General features: G+C 60.8%; 19 protein-coding genes and 2 pseudogenes. 6 read left to right on the top strand and 15 right to left on the bottom strand.

Annotated elements, in window-relative coordinates:
• Positions 1-49 precede the first annotated feature (49 nt).
• The 11 genes and pseudogenes from DM806_RS25985 to DM806_RS27905 all read right to left on the bottom strand — a co-directional run bounded on the left by DM806_RS25985 (position 50) and on the right by DM806_RS27905 (position 13,479).
• Positions 50-1,900: a bifunctional sugar phosphate isomerase/epimerase/4-hydroxyphenylpyruvate dioxygenase family protein gene (locus tag DM806_RS25985; RefSeq protein ID WP_179046028.1), complete on the bottom strand. Its 1,851-nt coding sequence runs from the start codon at positions 1,898-1,900 to the stop codon at positions 50-52.
• Positions 1,901-1,924: 24 nt separating this feature from the next.
• Complete coding sequence (locus DM806_RS25980; RefSeq protein WP_179046027.1) at positions 1,925-2,803, bottom strand: shikimate dehydrogenase; 879 nt, start codon at positions 2,801-2,803, stop codon at positions 1,925-1,927.
• A 55-nt stretch (positions 2,804-2,858) separates the two neighbouring features.
• A complete protein-coding gene (locus DM806_RS25975) occupies positions 2,859-5,801 on the bottom strand; it encodes a TonB-dependent receptor domain-containing protein (RefSeq protein WP_256869508.1) in 2,943 nt (980 codons plus the stop codon).
• Positions 5,802-5,871: 70 nt separating this feature from the next.
• Positions 5,872-7,164: an MFS transporter gene (locus DM806_RS25970; RefSeq protein WP_179046026.1), complete on the bottom strand. Its 1,293-nt coding sequence runs from the start codon at positions 7,162-7,164 to the stop codon at positions 5,872-5,874.
• Positions 7,161-7,616, bottom strand: a complete 456-nt coding sequence (locus DM806_RS25965) for a type II 3-dehydroquinate dehydratase (RefSeq protein ID WP_179046025.1) — start codon at positions 7,614-7,616, stop codon at positions 7,161-7,163. Before DM806_RS25965 ends, DM806_RS25970 begins: the two co-directional genes overlap by 4 nt.
• Before the next feature lie 115 nt (positions 7,617-7,731).
• Positions 7,732-8,808 carry a hypothetical protein gene (locus DM806_RS25960; protein ID WP_179046024.1) on the bottom strand — a complete coding sequence of 359 codons (1,077 nt, stop codon included), beginning with the start codon at positions 8,806-8,808 and terminating at the stop codon, positions 7,732-7,734.
• Positions 8,805-9,338, bottom strand: a complete 534-nt coding sequence (locus DM806_RS25955) for a DUF3237 family protein (protein ID WP_256869507.1) — start codon at positions 9,336-9,338, stop codon at positions 8,805-8,807. The genes DM806_RS25960 and DM806_RS25955 overlap by 4 nt, the downstream gene beginning before the upstream one ends.
• A gap of 5 nt (positions 9,339-9,343) precedes the next feature.
• A complete protein-coding gene (locus DM806_RS25950) occupies positions 9,344-10,948 on the bottom strand; it encodes a carboxylesterase/lipase family protein (RefSeq protein WP_179046023.1) in 1,605 nt (534 codons plus the stop codon).
• The gene (locus DM806_RS25945) at positions 10,948-11,937 is read right to left on the bottom strand and encodes an alpha/beta hydrolase (RefSeq protein ID WP_179046022.1); all 990 of its coding nucleotides are present in this window, start codon (positions 11,935-11,937) and stop codon (positions 10,948-10,950) included. The genes DM806_RS25950 and DM806_RS25945 overlap by 1 nt, the downstream gene beginning before the upstream one ends.
• An 81-nt stretch (positions 11,938-12,018) precedes the next feature.
• A complete protein-coding gene (locus DM806_RS25940) occupies positions 12,019-12,687 on the bottom strand; it encodes a TetR/AcrR family transcriptional regulator (RefSeq protein WP_256869506.1) in 669 nt (222 codons plus the stop codon).
• A gap of 145 nt (positions 12,688-12,832) precedes the next feature.
• Positions 12,833-13,479: pseudogene (locus tag DM806_RS27905) on the bottom strand (oxygenase MpaB family protein).
• Positions 13,480-13,888: 409 nt separating this feature from the next.
• On the opposite strand from DM806_RS27905, the gene DM806_RS25930 reads away from it, so the two are divergent.
• Together DM806_RS25930 and DM806_RS25925 are read left to right on the top strand one after the other, a co-directional pair.
• Positions 13,889-16,342, top strand: coding sequence for a TonB-dependent receptor plug domain-containing protein (locus tag DM806_RS25930; protein WP_179046021.1), 2,454 nt, complete (start codon positions 13,889-13,891; stop codon positions 16,340-16,342).
• Between the two features lie 37 nt (positions 16,343-16,379).
• Complete coding sequence (locus DM806_RS25925) at positions 16,380-17,309, top strand: ABC transporter substrate-binding protein (protein ID WP_179046020.1); 930 nt, start codon at positions 16,380-16,382, stop codon at positions 17,307-17,309.
• A 39-nt stretch (positions 17,310-17,348) separates the two neighbouring features.
• Here DM806_RS25925 and DM806_RS25920 read toward each other — a convergent pair.
• Positions 17,349-18,218, bottom strand: a pseudogene (locus DM806_RS25920) (OmpA family protein).
• Between the two features lie 587 nt (positions 18,219-18,805).
• Between DM806_RS25920 and DM806_RS25915 the strand changes: the two are divergent.
• The 4 genes from DM806_RS25915 (at position 18,806) to DM806_RS25900 (ending at position 21,018) form a co-directional block, all read left to right on the top strand.
• Entirely contained in the window at positions 18,806-18,949 is a 144-nt protein-coding gene (locus tag DM806_RS25915) for a hypothetical protein (protein ID WP_179046019.1), read from the top strand.
• A gap of 203 nt (positions 18,950-19,152) precedes the next feature.
• Positions 19,153-19,359, top strand: coding sequence for a cold-shock protein (locus tag DM806_RS25910; protein ID WP_179046018.1), 207 nt, complete (start codon positions 19,153-19,155; stop codon positions 19,357-19,359).
• Positions 19,360-19,373: 14 nt separating this feature from the next.
• Positions 19,374-19,760, top strand: a complete 387-nt coding sequence (locus DM806_RS25905) for a DUF6481 family protein (protein ID WP_256869505.1) — start codon at positions 19,374-19,376, stop codon at positions 19,758-19,760.
• Positions 19,761-20,307: 547 nt separating this feature from the next.
• Entirely contained in the window at positions 20,308-21,018 is a 711-nt protein-coding gene (locus DM806_RS25900; RefSeq protein WP_179046017.1) for a spermidine synthase, read from the top strand.
• Positions 21,019-21,112: 94 nt separating this feature from the next.
• On the opposite strand, the gene DM806_RS27900 is transcribed toward DM806_RS25900, so the two are convergent.
• The 3 genes from DM806_RS27900 to DM806_RS25890 are packed head-to-tail and all read right to left on the bottom strand — an operon-like array spanning position 21,113 to position 24,365.
• Positions 21,113-21,391 (bottom strand): ATP-binding protein, encoded by a 279-nt coding sequence (locus DM806_RS27900; RefSeq protein WP_372859784.1) that lies wholly within the window; start codon positions 21,389-21,391, stop codon positions 21,113-21,115.
• Positions 21,309-21,971, bottom strand: coding sequence for a sensor histidine kinase (locus tag DM806_RS25895; RefSeq protein WP_256869503.1), 663 nt, complete (start codon positions 21,969-21,971; stop codon positions 21,309-21,311). The genes DM806_RS27900 and DM806_RS25895 overlap by 83 nt, the downstream gene beginning before the upstream one ends.
• Before the next feature lie 12 nt (positions 21,972-21,983).
• Positions 21,984-24,365, bottom strand: a complete 2,382-nt coding sequence (locus tag DM806_RS25890; protein WP_179046016.1) for a TonB-dependent receptor — start codon at positions 24,363-24,365, stop codon at positions 21,984-21,986.
• Positions 24,366-24,377: the final 12 nt, after the last annotated feature.

Raw genomic sequence — 24,377 nt, 5'->3', positions numbered from 1 at the left:
TGAAGTTAAGCCTCAAAGACCGCCTATTTTATGCGGAACCGTAACAGGGTCAAACGGCGGTCTTGAACCGTTCCTGCGAGGCGAGACGGACACCCGCATTGGGCGCGCCATACCCCTCGTAATTTCTGCGTTTCACAAATTCGAAGAAGAACCGCTTCTGAAAGGCGCGACTGTAGAGCTGCCAATATTCGCCTTCTGCGCTGCGGTCATATAATATATGTGCGGCCGCCAGTTTTCCCCGCATTCCAGCATCGAAGCCATAACGCGCCGACAGGTCGCAATAATAATTGTTGGAGATAGGCAAGGTTTCTGCCTTGCGCTCTTCCAAATCCCTGGCCTTGTCCACCAGACCCGATGTTGCGAAGGCGACATGCTGATAACCGCCGCCGAAATTATGTTCGACGAAACGGGCCGATAATGTCCCAACCGCATCCGAAGCATTGAGCGTCAACCGAAGCGCGCCGTCTGCCGATTGAAGTGGTTGGCTCAGGACCAACCCGGATGGATCGATGACATCCGCCTGCGAACTTTGTTCGAGCCCGAACAGCGACCGCCAGTAAAGCTGCCAGGACAGATATTCCTCGATCCGAACGACTGCCGCCAGATGATCGATCTCAAGGAAATCCGAATCGGCGTCTACCCCGGTCGGCGTGAATTCGTCCGCCCACATGGCGTCGACTTCCCCTTCCCCGACCAGATAGATCAGACTGCCTCCAATGCCGCGTAGCGCGGGAACCGCCAGATTGCCCGGCGCATCCCGATCATCCACCGCATGAATGCCCAGATAGGCTGCGCGGGAGGCGACGGCATCCCGGTCCGGTACGACCAGCCCGACGGCACAGATCGATGGACCATGCGTGACGGAGAAGCTGTGGCCAAAGCCCGCCTTTTCTCCATTGATTATCAGATTGACCGATCCCGCCTGCCATCGCGTCACCGCCTTGGTATGATGCACCCCGGTCATGCTGAAGCCGAGCGATCGGAACATTTTCTCCAGTTCCGGGACGTTCTGCGGCTCGACGGCAAATTCCACAAATTCGGGACGCAACCTGGCTGGAGGCGCCGGGACAGAGGCAACACGACCTGACAGGCGTCCGGCAGCATCCTCGACATGGCGCAGCGAGCGCAGTCCATCCGCAGCGATCAGGTCGGCCGACCATCCCCGGAAACGATCGTTGAAGATTTCCAGTGACAATGGCCCCTGGTAGCCGGTTTTCAGTATCTCCGCGACATAGTTGCTGACGGCAAGGCCGCCCTGACCCGGGAAATTGCGGAAATGACGGCTCCAGTACAGCAGATCCATATCGAGCATCGGCGCGTCCGCCAATTGGACGAAGGCGATCTTCTCGCCGCGAATGGCACGGATACTGTCGCTGGGGATACCGCGTGCAAGCGAGTGAAAACTGTCGAGGATGATGCCGATGGCGGGATGATCGACTTCCTCCACGATCGCCCAGGCATCGCGATGATCGAAGACATGGCGCCCCCAGGCGAGCGCCTCATAACCGACGACGATGCCGCGTTTGGCCGCGCGCTCCCCCAGTTCGCGCAGGTCTGCAACGATACGGCTGCGTTCGCCAAGGGCTTGGGGTGCACAGTTGGAACAGACCAATATCCGATCGGTTCCCAATTCCGCCATAAGGTCGAACTTGGCTTCGACCCGGTCCAGCGCCTGTTGTCGCAGGGCGCCGGGCATCCCCTCGAAATCGCGAAAGGGTTGGTAGAGCAGGCAGGCAAGGCCCAGGTCGTCCATCAGCGTCCGGACTTCGCATGGGCTGAGGGGAGAGGCGATCAGATCATTCTCGAAAATCTCGACCCCGTCGAAGCCAGCAGAGGCCGCAGCGCGCAATTTCTCCTCCAGCGTGCCGCTCAATGAAACCGTGGCGATGCCATATGTCATGCGCGTCTCCCTTGTCCGATCAGATCAGACTTTCAGTTCACTCCGAAAGCTCGCGGCCATCCGTTCGGGATCAGCCTTCCTTCCCGTAAAATGCTCGAACGCGCGGACCGCCTGATAAACGGTCATCCCGCTACCGTTGAGCGTAGTGCATCCCGCCTCCCGCGCCTCCGCCAGCAATTGGGTTTCGAGCGGGAAATAGACGATATCCGTTACCCAGAGCGCGGGCCGCAGCAAGGCACGAGGGATGGCGGAGCCGGGATATCCCTCCATGCCCAGCGGCGTTGCGTTGACAATGCCATCGGCCGCCGCGACGACCGATGCGAGGTCGCTTCCGACAACCGCCCTGTCGGCTCCGTGAATAGCGCAGAGGGCAGCACAAAGTTCTTCGGCGCGTCGGCGGTCCAGATCGAAGAGGGTCAACCGACCGACGCCAAGGTCCATCAGCGCATGCGCCGTTGCCGCCCCGGCTCCCCCGGCTCCCATCTGAACCACCTGGCCAAATCGCGACGCAGGCGGCAGACCCGAGCGGAGATTTTCGGCAAAACCATAGACATCCGTATTATAGCCAATGCGCCTTCCGCCGCTGAACACCACCGTGTTGACCGAGCCGATCTGCCGCGCCTGGGGCGACAATTCGTCGAGATGGGCGATGATCGCCTGCTTATAGGGATGAGTGACATTGACGCCCGCAAAGCCCGCAAGTTGCAGGGCGTCGATCAGGCGAGGGATATCCTCCGCATCCATCCCCTCCGCCGCAAGATCGAAGAGGCGGTAGATCAGCCTGATCCCCTGCGCATCCGCTTCGCTTTCATGCAGCCAAGGAGACAGGGATGCCTGAATATCGCGACCGATAAGACCGGTCAGATAACGGGCAGCGGCGGAACGGGACTGGGTCAAGATCATGATATCCGGTAAGGGAGAAAGCCGCCTCCACCGCACAGGCGGAGGCGATGACAGGTCAGAATTTGAACTTCGCACCGACATAGAAGGAGCGCCCGACCATATCGTAGGTGCCCGCGTCGGTGCCGTTCTGCGAACTGGCGACGAAGGGAATGGCCTTGTCGAACAGGTTGGTGATGCCGCCACGCAGCTGAAAATTTTCGGTAATGTCCAGCGTCGAGAAGACATCGAACAGATTATAGGGCTTTACACCCACCTGTTCCGCTGCGGGCGTCGTGATCGCGCTGATGTCGCGCAGCTTGCCCTGATAACGCCAGCGCAGACCGATACCGAAGACGTCGGAGCTGTAACCGACGGTGGTCAGCGCCTTCCACTTGGGCAACGGGCGACCGGGCGTGCTGGTGCCGACAAAGTCCTGCGACGATGTGCCGGGCAGGGTCTGAACCTTGTAATGGTTGAGCCAGCCGATCGCAGACGAGGCATAGATCTTGCCCGATCCGTCGCCGATACCGGCTTCGGAAAGCCGGAGCGACCAGTTGACCTGAACATCGACGCCATCGGTGTCCAGCGCGCCCAGATTGAGATAAGGCTGGGCAATGGCGACTAGCTGCCCGGTCGGATCGCGCTGGATCAGCTGGCAGAATTCATTGCTGTTGGAATAGCTGCTGTTGGATCCGTCCAGATTATAGCATTTGGCAAGCACGGTGAGGCCGTTGATGGTCGATATGACATTGCTGATCTTGATGTTGTAATAGTCGATGGACAGCGAAAAGCCTGACAACCAGGGCGAGGAGAATTTCGGGTTGAGGACGAAGCCGACGTTGAAGGTGTTCGCCTTTTCAGGGGTCAGCGCGCTGTTTCCCTGAATATTGCCGCCCGTCGCCGTGGTTGCAAACTGATAGGCGTCGATCGCGGCGGCCGGGATACCCTGCGCCAGGCAGAGGTCACGCACTTGCGCCCCATTGACTCCGGTCCGCGCCGACGAGCGAACATCGCACGGATCGCCGATTGCGGCCGGTGGCGTGCCGATCGCCAGCTGCGATCCGGTGACAGGCGAGAACAACTCGCCGATATTGGGAGCACGCACCGCGCGTTGATAGCTGCCGCGGATCAGCAAGGCTTCGACCGGCTGCCACCGTGCGTCGAACTCGTAGCTTTTCACGCTCCCGGTCGGCTTGTAATCGGAATAGCGGAACGCCGCGCCTACGCCCAGTTCATGGAAGAAGGGCGTATCCGACAGCAATGGTACGTCGATCTGCGCCGCAAATTCCTTGACGCTGATTTCACCTCGCGCCGGGTTGGAGCCGACCACGGACTCGACATTGTTGGAAACCAGGTCGGGACTGGGATCATATTTATAGCTGTTCTTGCGATAGCCGGCGAGCAGCGCCAACTGGACCGGCCCGGCGGGAAGGTTGAACAGCGGGCCGTTGACCTGCCCCTGAAATTGGGTCTGGGTCAGCCTTTCGCGGCTGTTGACCGTGGCGGTGACATAATCCTGGCATTCCTGCGACAGGCTGGTGGCGTTGGTGATGCCGAAGGGATTGAAGCCGCCAGCACAGAGCGAGGCGCCACCATCCGGCGCGTTGAGCAAGGTCTGCACACGCGACTTCAGCACGGCGTTGAACATCGACTGGTTGTGGACCGTCTCGTCATAGGAGGCGAAGGCGTCGAACTTCCAGGAGCCGGCGATCGTCCCCTTGAGGCCACCCAGATATTGCTGGACCCGGTAATTCTCGTCCCAACCCTTGTCATCGATGCCGACATAGCGCGCACTCCAGCGGAAGGGCGCCGTCGGGTTCGCGCGCGATGCCAGCAAAGTGCGCAGATCAGCGGGAATGAGGGGGTTAGTGACCGGAATGCTGGTGAAGGGCGCGAACTGCGTCAGGCTGCTGCCGCTTTCCGTCGTGACGGTGGAATCGACATAGAGGAACTGGCCATAGGCGGTCAGCGATTCCGTCAGGTCGAACTCGCCCTTGGCAAAGGCGGACTTGCGCTCGAACTCATTGAGGATCTGGAGTTGTGGCCCCACCGGCATGCGAACATTGCCGCCGACCACGGCATAGGCGCCCATCGTCGGCCCTTGATAGTTGATCGCACCGGTCTGGACGAACAGCGATCCATTATTGTTGAAGCCCAGGTTCAGCGTGCGATTGATCGGCGTCGTTAGGCCATATTGGGCGAACACGCCGTTGAGCGCCGTCTGGCTCGGCAGATTGAGCGCATCGGGTACGAAGGCGCCGCTGCCGATGAAGGACGACGGCACCTTATCCGAGAAGAAGCTGCGCTGCGAGCCGGAAAGTGGATCGCGATGGCCATAGCTGAGCGCCAGCATCAGCCGGCCGCGATCGTCGGCAAACTTGGTGCCGAGCGCGAGCGATGCATTGAACTTGCCATAGTCGCCACGGAAACTGTCACCATTCTGGATGTCGACGCGAACGCCGTCGAAATATTTGTCGGTCTTGAAATTGACCACACCTGACATGGCGTCCGACCCGTAAATGGCCGATGCGCCGCCGGTGATGACGTCGACCGATCCGATGATCGATTCCGGCAGGATGTTGATGTCGACATTGCCGTTGATGTCCGACAGCGGCAGGCGGCGGCCGTCGAGCAGGACGAGATTGCGGTTGGATCCGAGGCCCCGCAGGTTGAGCGTGGCGCGTCCACCAGCGCCCTGACCGCCGGTGCCGGCATTGCCGGACGGCGTGAAGCCGGGAAGCTGGTTCAGCGAATCCTCCAGCGTGATCTGTCCGCTCTGCTGCACCAGTTCATCGGAAACCGTGACGATCGGGCTGACCGCGACATTGTTCGGACGCGCAATCAGCGATCCGGTGACGACGATGTCGGCCGTGGCTGGCTCATCCACAACATTCCCGGCGCTGCTCGCGACGTCGGCGGGCACTTGATCCTGAGCCCAGAGCGGCGTGGTGAGCGCGCTCAGGGCGATGGCCGCCACAGAACTGCCGAGGCGCAACTGCATATCCAAACCCAACTTCATCCTGTCCTCCCATTTTTATTACGAACTAGTTCGTACACTGATTGACATGCACTGGATGACGAAACTTTCTTCAGTCCAGTTCGACCCGGCGCACATCCCCCACGATGAAAATATAAGCCGCAGCCCCCACCAGTGCGAGCACGCCGATAAAGGCCAAAGCACCGTAGAAAGAGCCGGTCTGCCCGACGATCAGGCCCACAACGATGGGCGTCACGATCCCTGCCAGATTGGCGCAGAGATTGAACACGCCGCCCGTCAGGCCGATGAACTGCCGGGGCGCCACATCCGAAATCAGCGTCCATCCCAGATTGACCATGCCTTGCCCGAAAAAGGCGACGGACATAATCGCAATCACCAGCGTATTGCTCTGCACGAAATTGGCCGCCACGATAGTAGACGCCAGCAGCAGCCCGGCAACGATCGGCAACTTGCGCCCAATATTGGCCGAACCGGTACGCCGGATCAGCAAATCCGAAACCTGCCCGCCCAGCAACACCCCTGCCGACGCCGCGATATAGGGAAGCACCGCGAAAGTACCCGACTTGAGCCAATCCATCCCGCGCTCCGTCGCCAGATAGGTCGGGAACCATGTCAGGAAGAACACCAGCGTCGAATTGCCGCAAAACTGCCCGATCGACGCGCCCAATATCTGGCGCCGCGACATAAGCCTGCGAACATTAGCCCAGGAAAAAGGAATCTTCTCCGCCTGGCTGGAGACGGCCAGGCCGCCACCCGCGCGGATATATTCCAGTTCCGCTGCATTGACATGCGGGCTTTCGCCCGGATCGCGATAGCGCGCATACATGAGCAGTCCGAAAGCCACACCCAGACCACCCGCAATCAGGAACAGCGCCCGCCAGCCGAAACCGCCAACCACCCAGAACAGCACTGGACTGAAAAAGGCGAGTCCCGCATATTGCCCGACAGCGTAGACCGAATTGGCGCGCGCCCGCTCATCCTGCGGGAACCAGCTGCTGAGGATACGGCTATTGCACGGATAGCAAGGCGCTTCCGCAACGCCCAGGGCCAGCCGGAAGCCGAACAACATTCCCACATTGGCTGCAAAGCCATGCAACAGGGTGAAGATGGACCACAAAACCAGCGATCCGGCATAGGTGATCCGCGTCCCCAGTCGGTCCAGCGCCAATCCGCCAGGAATCTGCGCCGCAGCATAAGTCCAGGAGAAAGCGGAGAAGATGAAGCCCATCATCTCCGGCGAAATCCCCAATTCTGCCGTCAACGACGGCGCGGCCACGCCCATCACGGCGCGGTCCATATAGTTGATGAGCGTGGCGACGCTGATCAGCGCCAGTATGCCCAGCCGCGCCTTGGTCGGCCGCAGCATGCCGGTCGCCGCCCTCATGCCGCGTTCCGCCGGTCGATCCGGAGCATATGGCGCACTGCCAGCGCATAGCCATCCACGCCCATCCCCGAGATCATGGCCGTCACCGAACGCGTCATGATCGAACGCGAACGCCACTCTTCTTCACGCCTGTGAATATTGGAGAGATGGACTTCGATGATCGGGCAATCGCACATTTTGAGTGCGTCCAGTACCGAATAGCCGGCGTAGGAAAAGGCGGCGGGATTGATGACGATCCCGAAGGCTCCAATTCTGGCCTCATGCAGCCAGCCGACCATCTCATGTTCGGCATTGGTCTGGCGAAAGATCAGGCCCACGCCCGTCCCGTCCAGTTCCCGCAGGCAGGCGGCCTTCACATCGGCCAGAGTATCACGACCGTAAATCTCCGGCTCCCGCACCCCCAGCAGATCGAGATTAGGTACGTTCAATATATGAATGAAACGCTGGCCCATGATCGGCCCTATCCTCCCCACGCCAGTCGGGAAGCATTGCCCGATCTTGCAGAATCATCCTTACGCCGAACCGATCACCTCGGCAAGGAAAATGTACGAACTAGTACATGCAATATCATGGCAATGACCGGATTGCGATGCGGTCCGCCTGATAAGAACCCAGCCACAGTTCCCGGCCGACGATCACCGCTGCCGACACGCCGTTGAAGACAGGGTCGGGCGCGCCATAAGCGAGCAGGGAAAAGCGCCGCGTCGTCACGTCGAGTTGCGCCACGGCATAACCGCGATGACAGTCCATGCCGTCGGCCACGCCATGGACGATCTGCCGCAGCCCTCCGCAGGCCGGCTCATCCCGCACCATGCCCGCCAGCAACAGCCGGTCACCATCCCAATGGATGTTGTCCGGCATGAATTCCGGCGCCTGCGCCCGCCATAAGGGCTGCGCCGTGTCGCGCCGCGCATAGGCGACGACTTCGCGCGATCCAAAGGCGATCACATAGAAGCCGCTATCGTCCCGCGCAGTTTCCAGCCCGTTATTGCCCGGCAATTCCGTTCCCGGCAACAGGCGGAACATGCCCTCGCCCGGCCTGCGTTCGTAAACGCCGCCGGTTGCGCGGCCCAGCACGAAATCCGTGATGCTCGTCCCCGGCCGGGTGAGTACGGTCGCGACGACCGCACCGTCGCTATAAGAGGCGACACTGTTGGCGACATGCCCGTCCGGCATGGCCAGACAACCTTGCCAGCGCAATTCCGGCGAAGCCAGCGGATCGCGATAATCGACGGCGAAGACCTCGATCGCCTCCCGCCCGCCATGATTGACAACCAGCAGCCGCGCCATGCCCGGCCCGATCACGCGCAGACTGAGACCGCGTGCCATAAACCGGGCGGGATCGGGCGGTGTCGCGCAATCGGAATAAAGCGGATCGCGTGCGACCTGTTCCGCCGAACCGCTGAACCACAGGGAGGCCCCGTGCGTCCGGCTGTCGATGATCTTCAATCCCGCGCCGGGCGCAAAGCCGCTCGCGATTACCCAGGGCGAGTCTGGAATATGAGCCAGATCCTCTGGCTTCACCGTACCGCAAATGAAGGAAAACTGGGCGGTAGACGAGCATGTGCCGAGGACCTGTGCCGCCTTGGGCACGGACGCGCACCCGCCCAGCAACAGGAGCAGAAAGACACAAATGCGCCTCATGTCACTCGATAGACCCGTATACGGACAGAGGGACGAGGCATATCCTCCGTCGGCGCCCCCAGAGTGCCGACAAACATTGCTTGATTGAGCCAGCTATGCGGTCCTTCGGGCGCCTCGAAACTGGGAATGGTCCGCAGATAGCGCTGCGTCGCACCCGGCACCCGGCTGTTGGTCAGCCCGACATTGCGGACATGGATCAACGTGCCGTCATCGGCTTCCATCATATAATCGGCCTCGATGACCGTCCAGTTATCAGATCGCTGCAACTGCCAGTCGGCGCCGCCGCCCAGCACTTTACCCCGTATGCACGGCCCGGCGAAACTGCCGCCCGTGATCGGCACACGCCGCCGCGTGCCGATCGGTGTCCGGCCAACTTCCACCGTCGGCGCCAGCGTGACGATGGCTTCATAGACGAATTCCAGACCCGGCTCATCCCCTGCCGGCCCCGCCGCGCGCGCCGGTCCGCGCGAACCCAGTACCAGCGCGGCGCCGCCGCCCGCCAGCAAGACGCGCCTGCTCATGTCGGCCATCGCGCTCAATCCCTGATCCTTCGCCGTTCCGCCGATGTCGGCAGTGCACCGTCCTTGAGCAAGGGCAATGTGCCGGAATGCGGCCAGTCGATCATGCCGCCCTCTTCCCCAAACACATGGACGCGGGGCTGCGACGCTTTCCACGCAGGCCAGTCGTTCCCGGGACGTCCGCTGCGCGCAAAGGCCAGCAGCCGGTCCATCATGTCCGCAGACAATTGTCGATCATCCGCCGTCCAGTCGCGGGTCATGCGGAAGAGATTGAGGCTGTCCAGCGTCCCCAGCCAGAAGGGCACGTCAGCGGTATGATAGGCACCCACCGTAGCTGGATCATGATCGGCAAAGCGGACGCCCGGTCGGTAGGAATGGGTGCGGGTGAACAAATAGGTGTAGACTGGCACCTTGCCCCTGACGGACTGACCCTTCGCCCAATCGAACATCTGCAGGCCGACTGTCGAGTCTCGCTCGACATCGCGCGCCGCGCGGAGCGCCTCCTGAGGTGTCCGCGCTCGATAAGCCTTCAAAATCTCCGTAGCATGATCGGGAAAGGCAGCCCGCACGGCCTCCTCATAATCCTCGACATTCGTGACCGATCCCAACGAGCGAAAGCTTTCATCGCGGGTGAAACCTATCATGACCGGAACATCATTCTGCCGCCCGGCGGCAAAGGCGGCCTCCGGCGACACTGGCACAACGCGTCCGTCCAGCACGATCGGCCGCCGCTTGACAGATGAGGCCTGGGCGATCAGCCGGTCGGCGGGCACGTCTCGCATTTCCTCGATCGACGCCGCACCCAACGCCGTTTGCAGCGCCATGCCTTCAGCCTCCGCCTCGGTCAGCGACGCAGGCGGCATCAGCCCGCCAAAAGCGCCGCCGCTCATGCCGACAACGCGATGAAACAAGCCTTTGGCGGCCGGGCTCGCCTGCAACAGCGATATCGACATCGATCCTGCCGACTGACCCGCGACCGTCACATTATCCGGGTCGCCACCGAAAGCGGCGATATTATGCTTGATCCATTGTAGCGCCGCGATCTGGTCCTTCAGGCCATAATTGCCTGAACTCCCCTTGCCTTCCGCCGTCAGTTCGGGATGCGCCAGGAAGCCGAGCGGCCCAAGGCGGTAGGATATAGCGACGATAACCGCGCCCTTGCCCGCCAAAGGTTCGCCGGAATAATTAGCCATGGAAGCCGAACCGACATTGAACCCGCCGCCATAAATCCAGACGATCACTGGATGGCGCTTGCCGACAGGGGGCGGCTGCGACGGCGCCCAGATATTGAGATAGAGGCAATCCTCGCTGGTCGCCTCCTCCCCGAAATAATGATTGATGTTGCGCCCCCGCAGCGCCTGAATGCATTCGGGCGCCGGTCGGTCGGCATTCCAGACTCCCTGCCAAGCCGCATGTGGCAGTGGATCACGCCAGCGTAGGTCACGCATCGGCGGCGCGGCGAAGGGCACGCCCAGCCAGGCCCGCACGCCCGAGGCAAGCGTCTTACCCGCGACCAGTCCCGCTTCGGTCCTGACAGGATCACCGGCAGGCCGCTCGACCACCTGCGCCGAGGCCGCCGGGGCCATAGCCAGTAGAAGCAGCAACAGCGGCAGGGACCGCATCAGCGCGCACCTTTCAACTGCGCGTCGAAGAAACGGAAACTGAGGTCCAGCGCCCGCAGGCTCGCCGTCCGCGTCGTCGCCGCATCCACGCCGATCCAGCTATGACCGACGCCCGGAATGACATCCAGCGTAACCGGGACTTTCGCGGCCTTGAGCTTCGCGGCCAGGTCCTGCGACTGGGCCACCGGCACGGTCTTGTCGTCCGCGCCATGGATCAACAGCATTGGCGGATCCTTGGCATCGACATAGGCAACAGGGCTGGCGGCAGCGATGCGATCGGCCGGACAATTGTCCTTGCTGCAGTCGAGATAACGGTGTTCGGCCCGGAGCGTGCCGTCCTTCGGCATGGTCGCAAAATCATAGACGCCATACCAGCCGACAGCCGCCTGCACGCAATCGCTGACGCCTTCATTGCTCTTGTCCGCGCCCGTTGGTCCATGGCCGCAATCGAGCGCCGCCAGAGCGGCAAGTTGCCCGCCCGCCGATCCGCCCCAGATGGCAACATGCCCGGCATCGATCCCATAGCGGCCCGCATTGGCTTTGAGGAAACGTATCGCGGTTCGGACATCATCGATTGCAGCGGGAAAAGGTGCCTCTCCCGACAACCGATATTCGAGCGATGCCACGACATAACCCCGTGCCGACAGATCGGCCAGCACGGCGGGAAAATCACTGAACGCACCCGATTGCCGCGTATGCCCCGCCATCCATCCGCCGCCATGGACATAGATGACGAGCGGCAGCGCGGCCGCGGCCTTAACCAGGCGATAAAGATCGAGCGTGATCGGGCGATAGCCGGGAATGGTGGAGTAGGAGATATCCGCGCTGACGCTGACGCCATTGGCCAGCGAAAGGATGCGTTCCGGCATCGGATCGCCCAGCGCCGGTTCTGGCCCAGTGGCGAGGCGGGCAATCTGCGCCTGCGCTGTTCCGGCCAGAACCCCCATCGCGATGATGGCCGTCAAGGCCGTGCCGATCCGCTTCCGCATATCTCTCTCCCGATTATATCGATTTTTGAGCGAACTATTTCGTACATCACTAGCCAAAGAAAAGATATGAGGCAAGGCGCGTCAGCGCCGGCACCAGCTTTCGATCACATCGATTATGCTCATGCGCCGCCGGGCAAGTGCCTTTGGCGAATTCATGTCCCGTTCGAAACCATAGGAAAAAGTATAGCGATTGGAGACATTATAGAAGCAAAGCGCACTGATCGTCATGTGCAGTTCGACCGGATCGATGCCTTCGCGAAAGTGCCCGCTGGCGACGCCCCGCGCCAGAATGCCGCGCAACTGATCGACCACCTTGCGATTGCGTTCGCGAATGCCCGGCACCTCGCCCACATGCGCGCCGCGCAGGATATTCTCGTTCATGACCAGCCGGACGAATTCAGGATGCTGGTTGTGATAGTCGAAGGTCACGCCTACCACGTCGCGCAGCGCCGCGTCCGGTGCCAGATGATCGCGCCGGTTGTCGGCATCCACCTCGCGCACAGCCGTGTAGGCGCGTTCCAGCACGGCCCGGTACAGGCCTTCCTTGCCACCGAAATAATAATAGATCATCCGCTTGGACGAATTCGTCCGTTCCGCAATCTCGTCGATCCGCGCACCGCTCAAGCCCTTGTCGGCAAACTCCTCGGTCGCCACTTCCAGAATGTTGAAGCGCGTTTCCTCTGCCTCCGCTGCACGCGCAGTCCGGCTGCCTTCCATGTTCGTCGGCGCCGATTTGGCCACTTCTTTCATCCTCTTGCCTGGATCAGTTCGGTATCGTCATAGCCAGCTTGATCCCGGCACTCCACCGATAACATCCACCATCCCTACCTCCTCGCGGTGGCCACCCCTGGGGCCGCAGCGCCCGGCAGTGAATTCGCCGGACTGAGCACATCACCTATCGAAATGCGCGACGCAAGACCTCCGCAACCGCAAATGTTCCGCTGCGGATGAACGGCTTTTCCAATGGCGATGGAGCAAGCCCATGCAAGCGCTGCGCCCATATGGGCAGCAGATCGATGGCAGCCCGTGCCACAAGGCGACCTGACACAGAAGCGAGAGATACGCCGGTGCCGGATCGCAGGATCAGGCGTGATACTTCTTCCGTTCTGGCATCGACGGCCAGGTTTGGCCGCATATTCGCGATGATCGTCTGGGCTTCGCGCTTGGAACGGGCACGGGATCGGCGCCCATCGTTTCCCCGATGACCGCGATTTCGGTGAAATAGCGATCCTGGTCCGCCACCCGCATCATAGGTTCGCCATAGCGGATCCACGCTTTGAGGAAAGAATAGGCCTCCACTACGTGAACCCAGGCCAATAGACTCGGGTCATCGGCGCGATAGGGCCTGCCGTCGGGCATCTGCCCGGTAACAAATCCATGTACGGCGCGAACACGCTCGATCGCCCGCTTCGCTTGCGCGCGATCACCATAGGTCGTTATCGCGATGAACCGCGCGGTGCGGCGGAGACGGCCCTGCATATCCTCGCGAAAATGCGAATGATCCCATACGCCGGCGAGCACTGCAGGATGCAGCATCTGCATCAGCAAGCTTGCAATACCGCCCGTCATCATCGTTCCGACATCGCCATGGACCCGCCAGATGACGGAGTCCTGCCCGAACAGCGCATCGGCACTTCGCTGCACGGGCCGTTCGCCTTTGGCCCTGTCGTTGAACATGTCGACGACCCTTTGCCGGACGGATCGCTTTATATCGTTCGACAGGGCATGGATCGGGTGCATCGCAGGGAAACGGATAACGTCCGGTTTGGCTCCTTCGCGCGCAAGCCATGGCTGCATCAAGGCGGGGCGGGTGCAGGACATCTCTTCCCTCCGCTGCAATTTGCCGGATACCCTATGGTTAAGCAGAACCAATGTGGGGATGAGCGCTTCTCGTTGGCTCGGTATCCCAGCATGACCTAGCCGTTCCCCGAGCAGGAATTTCGGGGGCTTCATGACACGACCAATTCGCCACATGGTGACACTTGCCCTATTGGGATCTGCCGGCTGGCACAGCGGCGTGCTTGCCGCCGACGCGCCAGAGCCGGCAGCCGGAGCCGAGATCGTCGTGCTGGGCAGCCGCAGCGCCGACCGTACCGTGGCGCAGAGCACCGCGCCGATCGACGTGGTCGGCAATGATGCCCTTGTTGCAACCGGCGGCGCGGCGGGGCAGTTACGCGATGCACTGTCGGCGCTGGTACCCAGCTTCAAGGTCGATACCGGCTCCAATGCCGCCTATAACACATTCGGTCGCCCAGCCGGCCTGCGCGGCCTGTCCGGCGCGCATGTGCTGGTGCTCGTCAATGGCAAGCGTCGCCATCCCAGTTCCATTCCCTTGCCTACCACCGCGCAGGCGTCCGGGGCCAATGCCGTCGATCTCGACCAGATCCCGATGAGCGCGATCGCCCGCGTCGAGATTTTGCGGGACGGCGCGGCCGCCCAATATGGGTCGGATGCGGTGGCCGGCGTCATCAACATCGTGCTCAGGAGCGACGCTTCAAGCGGATCGGCGACGATCTATGGCGGCCAGCGCTACGAAAGCGACGGGGAACAGGCGCAGATTCGCCTGAACCACGGTTTCCGCCTGCCGAACGATGGGTTCCTGAACCTGTCGGCCGACTATTTCTTCCAGGATTTCGCCTTCCGTCCTGGCCTCGCCACGGTGCAGATTTATCCGAAGATCAACGGTCAGCCCGACCCGCGCGAAGCGACCCGCGATCGTCACCTGACGCGCGGCGGCTTGGCCCGGACCAAGGCGCTCTACACCGCCTATAATGCCGAACTGCCGCTGAGCGAAGGCGGTAGTACGACGCTCTACAGCTATGGCACGCTCGGCATCCGCAACATCAAGAACGGCCAGACCTACCGCCTGCCTAACAGCACCAGCTATATCCCCGAACTCTATGACGATGTGATCCAGCCGACCGGCCGCTTCCCGGACAAGGATTTTCAGTTTCTGGTGGGCCTCAAGGGCAAGGCGGGCGCTTGGGACTGGGACGTTAGTTCCACCTTCGGCCGTCACCATGCCGACAATGGCATGGAAGATACGCTGAACCCGTCGCTCGGGCCGGACAGCCCGACCCGGTTCGACACGTTCGACGCGATCTTCGACCAGTGGACCAGCAATGCCGATATCCGGCGCGGCTTCGACATCGGCCTTACCTCGCCGCTCAATGTCGCGATCGGCGCGGAGTTCCGCCATGAACGCTATCAGACGATCGTGCAGGATGAGGCCGCCTACGCCAATGGCGGCTATATCTACCCGGTCGGTAGCCCCTTTGCGGGGCAGGCGGCCGCGATCGGCGCGCAGGGAGGCATCACCATTCTGCCGCAGGATGCCGCCGACCTGCGCCGCAACAATATTTCCGCTTATGTCGACCTGTCGACCCAGCCGCTGCCGGGCTGGGACGTCGGCGTCGCCGGCCGGTTCGAACATTATGACGACAACGCCGGCAATGTCGTGGTGGGCAAGTTCACCACCCGCGTCGAACTCACCCCCACGCTTGCGCTGCGCGGCACGGTCAGCAACGGCTTCCGCGCGCCGTCGCTGACGCAGCAGGGCTTTGCCAGTGCCGCGCGCGGCTATTCGATCGTCAACGGCGTTATCACCGGCCTCACCACCACTCGCACGGTCAAGCCAGACAGCGCGGCCGGCATCGCCCTGGGCGCCAAGCCGCTGAAGCCCGAAAAGTCGGTGAACCTGTCTGGCGGTCTGTCCTTCACCCCTTCGCCGGGCGCGACCCTTACGGTTGATGGCTATGCCATCTGGTTGAAGGACCGCATTTCCCAGACAGGGCAGCTGTCCGGCGCGGGCGTCAACGCCATCCTCGCCGCCAACGGGCTGGAGACGGGGCAGATCGTCAACTATTATACCAACGCGATCGACACCCGGACGCTCGGCGTCGACGTGGTCGGCCAATATGCTCAGAATCTGGGCGATTATGGCAAGATCAATTGGTCGCTCGGCTTCAACTATAACCGCACCAAGATCACCGACATTGCCGATACGCCGGCCCAGCTCGCCAGCCTCAACCTCACCCTGTTCGACCGGGTGGCCCAGGGATATATCGAGGTTGGCAATCCCCGCACCAAACTGATCCTCGGTGCGCTCTGGGACACCGACCCGGTCAGCATCAACCTGCGCGTGCAGCGTTACGGGTCAGTCCAGCTGTTCACCGCAGGCGCGGTCAACGACCAGCATTATGGCGCGCGCTGGATCACCGACCTGGAGGCCAGCTGGCACTTGGCCCCGACCGTCGACTTCGCGGTCGGCGCCAACAATTTGTTCGACGTCTATCCCGAACGCAGCACCATCGCCGACAGCAGCGGCTCCCAATATTATGCGTCGAACAGCCCGTTCGGCTTTTATGGAGGCTTTTATTATGCCCGCGCGACCTGGCGTTTCTGATCAGGCTTTCAGTCGGCGCGCGCTCCTCGGCGCGGGCATGGGCTTGGCTGGAGCGCTCGCCCTGCCGGGCTGCGCCACGGCGAAGGGGCGCAGGCTCGGCATTTCCACGACCAAGGAAGGCTATCAAAATTTCTTCGAGGCCTCAGGGCAGGCAGATACACCCTATGCGGTGAACTATGCCATCCTGCCCTTCGACCTGTCCTTGCAGGCGATCAGCAGCGGCGAACTGGACGCCGGCTCCAACTTCACCGACATCCCGCTCACCATCTGGGGCGGCTCATTGAAGGACTGCCGCATTATCGCACTGATCCGCTCCGATGCGCAGGCCCGGCTGCTTGGCCTGGTCGCGCGCGGGGGGCTGGCGGCCCGCTCGCCCGCCGACCTCAAGGGGCGGCGCGTAGGCTATCTGCGTTGCTCCAACTATCACTATTATCTGCTGCAATTGCTGGAGCAGCAGGGCCTGAAATGGAACGATATCGTGCCCGTCAGCCTCGCGCGTGATACGCTGCCGGCGGCCTTCGCGTCGGGCCAGCTCGACTTCTGGGTAACACAGGGGATCGAGACGATTCTGGCGCAGCGCCATTATGGCGGTCGGCTGATCGCACAGGCGCAGGGCGACTATGCCGGCAATGGCGTGGTTATCGCCAACCGGGCTGCACTGGATAATGCCGACACGGCCCGCGACCTGGGCGACTATCTGCTGCGCTTCCGCAACGTGATCGACTGGATGGAAAGCCATGACGATCCATGGGCCGATATCCTGTCCAAGGCGACCGGCATCGACCGGGCCTATTATCTGGAATGGCGCCACCTGAAGAAAAATCGGACGCGGCTGGTCCCGATCGACAACAAGGCGATCGCCGACCAGCAAACCGCCGCTGATCTGTTCCGCCGTTTCGGCGTAACGAGCATGCGCTTCGACGCGGAGCAATTATGGGATCGGCGCTTTGGAACCCTTCTCTCCTGACGCAAGGGACCGGGGGTGGGCGAACCCACCCCACATGTCTCACAGCCCGTCAAGGCCCTTGCTGACCAGCACATTCACCGCCACGCGGCGGTTCTGCGCCTTGCCTTCAGGGGTATTATTGTCCGCCAGCGGGTCCGCTTCGGCCATGCCGGTGGGCGTAAGCATGCGATAGGGTTTCCAGCCGCAGGCCTGCTGGAGTTAATTGACGACGCGACCGGCTCGCTTTTCGCTCAATTCCTGGTTGAATTCATCGCCTCCCGTAGAATCGGTATATCCCACGACAAGCAGCAGGGCATTGCTCATGCCTTCGGCAGCGGTTGCGGCAGCGCAGAGGTCGTTCTTAGCCTGAGCGGACAGCACAGCCTTGCCCGTGTCGAAATTCACGTTGGTCGTGCTTTTTACATTATACTGATCGATCTCACCCATCCGACCACGCAGGGCTTCTGTTGCCGCAGTCTGCTCGTCAAAGCGCTGGGCCGTGCCACTGTGGATCATGGACGCGGTCTTGAGATCCTTGTTCTGAAGGTTGATCTGGCTCGCCACCAGACTGTCACCCGATTGCCATGTCTTGACCGTAACAGGCAGGCCATTGAGCAGCGAGGTCGCGGCGAGCCTGCTTCGGTTGAGACCGAAAAAGCCCTTGCTGGCGCTGATTCGGGTGTCGTCGTTTATGACGATCACGGATTTGGCGCCGTCGGCAGCCGTGACCTGCATCTTGTCGCCGCTGCGCGCGGAAATGATGCCCTTGACCTCCGGCCCTTCGGTCTTCTCGGCCGGCGGCATATATACGGTCGCGGAAACGTCGGCCGAGGGCGGCTCCTGCGTCTGGGCAGACAGGCTACCCGGCGATGCCGCGGAAAGCAGAGCGAGCAACAAGAGGCATTTAGGGCTTTTGGAAAAGACACTCATCACGTTAATCCTCCAGAAATTCGGTCAGTCGGGCCTGCATGGCTGCAGCTTCTCGTCCGACTGCCGTCCGCGTGATGGCGTCTTCGGCTGTCAGAACCCCCTCCATTTAGCTTCATAAGATGTTCGGACATGGCGTCGCGAATGATCACCATGAATGTTCTGCCTGTTTAAGTTAACCTTTCTGATACATGAACAGGATAGCTCGCATGATGATTGCGCAGGCAATTGGAGCCAGCCGTGCGACGAATCGATGGAGTTAATGGACATTCGTATCAGGTTAAGTTTCCCAACGGGCTTTGACCGCATCTTTGAGGCGAATGGACATTTACCTTCCTTAAATTCTCGACCCTTATGAAATAGCGGTTTCGCGGAAAATATTAAATCTTTACAAAACATTCACTTGCATTCGTCTTTGCACCTTCTTTCGAAAAACCCGGTCCATCTGGCATAAACGGAAATGGGCGCAGACCCTCCGGCCTCTGGCCGGGTTCTACCGCGATACAGCCGGCCGATAGCTGGCAGGATTTGGCAGGCGAACATGATATAGTCGCCGCTGGTCGAGGACAGGACAAGAAAGGTTTCGGAATATGGACGACGACATCATTAATACGCCCGATGGTCCCATGACGTGGGCCGAATGGAAGAAAAAGAACCCGGTACAAATTCCGTCGCGCCGTACAAAGGGAAAGAATCTCCCGAACAAGATCAAGCTGCGCACCGGTGAGAAATGACCCGCCCTCCTGCCTTCGACGACCTTTCCTTATCGGTCCAGTTTTGCAATTTGAACGGTTCGTGCTAAAGGCATTTTGCTGAACGTCGCGTTTTGACGGATATCGGGCCGCTTCGGCTCTCCTTTGTCCCCATTTTTGCTTCTCAAAGCCGGGCTGTGCGGATTCTCGCCCGTGCCCGTGGACCTGCGACAAGGAGACTCTTTATGACCACAGGAACTGTCAAATTCTTCAATGCGGACAAAGGCTATGGCTTTATCGCGCCGGAAACCGGCGGCGATGACGCCTTCGTCCATATTTCCGCAGTCGAGCGCGCCGGCCTGCGCACCCTCGAAAAAGACCAGCGCGTCACCTATGATCTGGAAAAGGATCAGCGCGGCAAGACCTCGGCCGTAAACCTTCAGGCAGCCTGAAGATCGCGCGCCGGATGGCTGAAGCGATCCGGCCGCATTCGGCCTATGGCGAAGACAGGATATTTCTCTGCATGAAAAGATATAAGGAACCGCAGTTTCAGGAGCGCATTGCTGCGGCGACGCACGCCCGAATAGCGGTTCTCCAGCAGCTTCGTGACAGGCCCCCAGTGGATCAGGCGGCAGCGGCAGTTCGGGCGGAGCAAAGACTGACAAAAGAAGCGGCTGCGCGTGAAAAACGGCAGAATGCCATACTGGCGGCCAAGGAAGAAAAGGCTGCCAAACGTGCGCGTGCCCTTGAAGCTGCAGCGGCAATCGCGGCTCGGCAAAAGCCGGTACTGACCGATGCCGAACGCAAAGCTGCGCGCGATGCACGCTATCTCGCCCGGAAGAACCGGGCATAATCTTTAAGATGCGTCAGGCGCTGCGCCGGGGAGTGGCGGCACGAGGGAAGCTTCCCCACTGCGCCCATGTCACGGACGTGCCCGCGCGCATCATCTGCAAATAACAGGCGGCAGGAGCCGCAAGGACTTTCCAATGAATAGTGTTTCCCAGACCCCCAACCGCCTGCCTTTCGGCAGGATGCCCCATCGGCCCGTAGCGCCCGTTTCTGCAACCCTGTCCAGAACCGAATTGAAGCGGATTGTCGCTGCAATGCTGGGCTGAACCAGCATCGACATGCGGCGCGCCTGCCGCCGATATCTCCATCATCCTTAGGAACCTTCATGAGCCGAGAAACAGTCCGCCCCTTTTTGATCTCCAAGGACGAGGAAGGGAATTTTCGGCTCACTGTGCGCGAGACGCGATATAATTCCCAAGGCTATCCGCTTGTGACATCGCAATTGCAGGATGAAACCTTCAGCAGCGCGACCGCGGTACGCAATTTCGCGCGCGACACATTCAATGCGCAACCCGGGCAATATTCTACTCGGTAAAAGGCCGATCCAGCCAATGAAGGGGCGCAATTTGACAATAAATTCTGAGGCTGTCGCGCTTCCGGTCGAACTGATCGATACGGCGGACCTTCCCGATGGAGGCACATTGCGCCTGTTGCGCAGGGGCGACGATTACTCGATTCGTTTTCGGGATAATGAACTGATGGGAAATCAGGTTCGCCATTCCGAAGAATCACTTGCCATCCTGGCGTGTCAAAGACTGACGGACGAGGCAAGCCGGATCCTCATTGGTGGCCTAGGCATGGGGTTCACGCTCGGCGCGGCGTTGAAATCTCTGCCATCCACCGCTTCGGTCACGGTTTCCGAACTTGTGCCCGCTATTGTCGAATGGGCACGAGGACCCTTGGCCCATCTTTTCAACGACTATCTTGCGGATGCCCGGGTATCGCTCGAAATGGGCGATGTCCATGACGCCATTGTCAATGAAAAGACTGGTTTTGACGCCATCTTGCTGGATGTCGACAATGGGCCAGACGGATTGATTCACCTTGCCAATGAACGGCTCTATTGCAATTGGGGGTTGCGTGCGGCGCATGCTGCGTTGCGACCCAAGGGTATCCTGGCCATATGGTCCGCCTATCCCGACGAGGACTTTGTCGCTCGTCTTGAAAGTGCCCGTTTCCAGGTCGATGAGGTCAATGTAGCGGTTCTGGTCGATGGAGAACATGCATCACACATCATCTGGTTTGCGACCCGGCTAGAATGATCCGGGCAAGCAAGATCGAGAGCCGTAAATTGCCGAAAACAGACACTACTGGCGCAGCCTGATTGATGCAGCGATACGATTCATATGGAAGTTTTTAGGCTGGCGCCGTAACGACAACGACCCGAAAATGCGCGCGCCGGTCAGACGAAAGCAACTGAATCTCACCCCGATAGGCGTCGAGCAGTGACCGGGCTATCGCATGGCCAAGGCCGGTGCCACCCGCTTCCCGCTTGCTGGTGAAGAAGAGGTCGAAAATACGATCCCTGTCCCCCATCGGATTACCGGATCCGTCATCCACGAGATCGAACGACGCAACGCCATCCTGTGTCCTGACCAGGATATCCAGCCGCGAAGCCCCCGCCCTGCCGCGCATTGTCGGCAAGCGTGGTCAGCACGGTTTCCAACGCCCCTGCATCGATGGCCAGTGGAGGAAGCACGTCAGGCAAATCGAGATTGACGGCGAAACCATCGCTCGACAAAGCATCCCTGACCGACGCTAGCACCGGTCCCGCCTCTATCCGCATATCGTGTTCGCTTACGAGCACATCCGCCCGTGCCAGTTCCATCAAGCGCCGCACCAGACGCGACAGCCGCTCGGCATCGGCCGCCATATTGGCAAGGAAACGATCCCGGTCGGCGGGCGCCGTCTCCGCACCATGATCCTGCAACAACTCGATCGCGCCGGAAATGCCGGCCAACGGCGTCTTGAACTCATGGCTGACCGAGGAAGCGAAATCGCGCAAATAACGGGAGCGCTTCTCGACGATGTCGGCCATCTGCTCGAAAGCATGATAAATCGCCTGGATTTCGACCACCTGGAGAGAAGGGTGGCGCGGCACGACCTGACGCCCCGAGGCCAGTTCGCGCGTCGCCCGGCTCGGTCCCTCGATCGGCCTGACGATGGCGCGGGACAGGGCGCCAGGCTGCTTCCAGGCGGGCGCCCCATGGTCCAAATGCCTCCATACTTAGAAACGGGTGCGCAAGGTCACGCCATATGTCCGCGGATCCCCCAGCGTCCCGGTAATCGCGCCGGTGTTGCCGGCGGAAAGGCTCTGATAATAATCCTTGTTTAACAGGTTGCGGCCCCAGATCTGGAGATCGACGCTGCCATCGAGCGTACGGATGCCGATGCGGGCATTGAGCAAGTCATAACCGGCGATCCGCGAATAACGCGACAGGCTGGCCGTGGTATAATAGTTGGATCGATAGCTATAGTCCGCGCCGAGATAGAGTTCGGCATCATGGCCAAGCCGGCTGCCGATGCCCGCCTTCGCCTCCCCGCCCGTCGATACGGCCCATTTGGACACGCCCGGCAGCCGATCGCCGGACAGGTCGCAGAATGTCACCCCATTTGTTTCGATTGGACAGGGCGCGTTGGGATAGCTGACATATTTGGCATCGGTATAGGTGCCCGATCCGTAGAGCGAGAGCCAGGGCGCGGGATTCGCCTGCACATCGGTCTCGATACCACGGGTGCGCACTTTGCCGACATTGGTGAAGTAGGAAATATTGTTGCGATCCGGTGCGGTGTCGACGATCGTCGTCTGATAATCGCTGACATCGGTCCAGAAGCCGGCAAGGTTCGCGGTCAGCTTGCCGCCCAGCCAGCTGGTCTTGAGACCCAGCTCGTAACTGTTGATCGTTTCGGGCTTGATCACCGGATCGACGGCGAATTGACCGGTGGTGATGATATTGGCGAGGTTGAGCCCACCAAATTTATTGCCCCGACCATAGGTCGCGTAGAGGAGCGCGTCGGGCGTGACCTTCCATGACAGGGTAGCCTGTCCGGAAAGGCGACCTTCCTTCGTCTTCGCCTCATAATAATTGGCGACGCCGTAACGGGCGCGGATCGCCTGCGCGGCCGCCCGCTGCGCGTCGGTCAGGCCAGCCAAGCTTGCACCGGTCGCTTCCTGGTCGAACCAGCCGGTCTTCGTTTCATAGGTGTAACGCAAGCCCGTGGTCAGATCGACCGTCGGCGTAATATGCCAGATCGTCTGGCCGAAAGCGGCATAGCTGTTCGTCACCGGCCTGGAGTGGCTAAGCACCGTATAATTGTTGAGCGCGGCGGCGCCGACGACCGGATCGACGCTGGGTGCCAGGAACCAGGCTGCGGCATCCTGCCCATAGGCGTTGAGCGCTTCAGCCTTGATAGACTGCCAGAGATAATAAAGTCCTGCGATATAATCGACCTTGCGCTCCCCTTCCGAGGCGATGCGCAATTCCTGGCTGAACTGCTGCTGATTGTTGCTCTGGTGGAAATCCGTGCCGGCGTCCAGGCGCGTGCTGTCGCCATCATTGTGCGGATACCAGTCCCAGCGACGCCAGGACGTGACCGATGTCAATATATGGCCCGGCAAGGTCAGGTCGGCGATGGCCGCGACACCCCCCTGCCGCATCTTGTAGCGCGGATTGCCGTTCACATCGACGATACGGTCGCCGGGTGCTGCAGTTACGGCGTCCACGCCCAGTCGCGTCACTCGATCCGTATAATTATTGGTGAAATTGGTGCCATTGTCATAGGTGCGGATCACACCTGTCAGTACGGAAGCGGCAGTCTGCGATTTCTGAAAGCCATAGTCCCCGATGACCCGAAGCTTGAAATTATCACCAGGCGTGAACAGCAATTGTCCGCGTAGGCCGAAATCATGATAATCCTGCGTCTTGCTGCCATCATAGCGATTTGTGACATAGCCGTCTCGATCGGTCTTTGACACATATAGGCGCGCAGCGAGAAAGTCGTCGACCAGGGCGCCGCTCGCATAGGCGTGGAGCTGGCGGAAATCATAATTGCCATAAGTCACGTCCCCGCCGAATTCCGGATCGAAAGTCGGCGATTTTGTCGTGATGACGACTGCGCCGGCGGAGGTATTCTTGCCAAACAACGTACCCTGCGGCCCGCGCAGCACTTCGATCCGCTCGATATCCGCAAGGTCGAATACCGCCTGACCCGGCCGGGCCAGATAGACCTGGTCCATATAGACGCCGACCGCAGGCTCCAGCCCATCATTATATACCGAGACATTGTTGCCCAGTCCGCGGATATTGATACTGGTGTTGCGCGGATTGGTGACTGTCACCACCAGGCTGGGGCTAAGCGCCTGAAGATCACGCAGATTATAGGTGCGCGTTGCGGCCAGTTGTTCCCCGCCATAGCTGTTGGCGGCAACAGGCACATCCTGAATCTTTTCATTGCGCCGTCGCGCGGTGATGATGATCTCGCGCCCGCCGTCCAACGCATCGATGGCCGCATCTCCCGCCGCAACCGCCTCCGCAGCCTGGGCAGGTATCATGGCGGTTGCGGCTGCAACGGCGGCGAGGACGACGAGAGAGGTGGAATTAAGCAGCATGGTTATGAGGCC

Source organism: Sphingobium lactosutens (assembly GCF_013393185.1).
Classification (GTDB): domain Bacteria; phylum Pseudomonadota; class Alphaproteobacteria; order Sphingomonadales; family Sphingomonadaceae; genus Sphingobium; species Sphingobium lactosutens_A.
The sequence above is the reverse complement of the archived record's forward strand: the minus strand, read 5'-3'. Positions and strand labels throughout refer to the sequence as shown.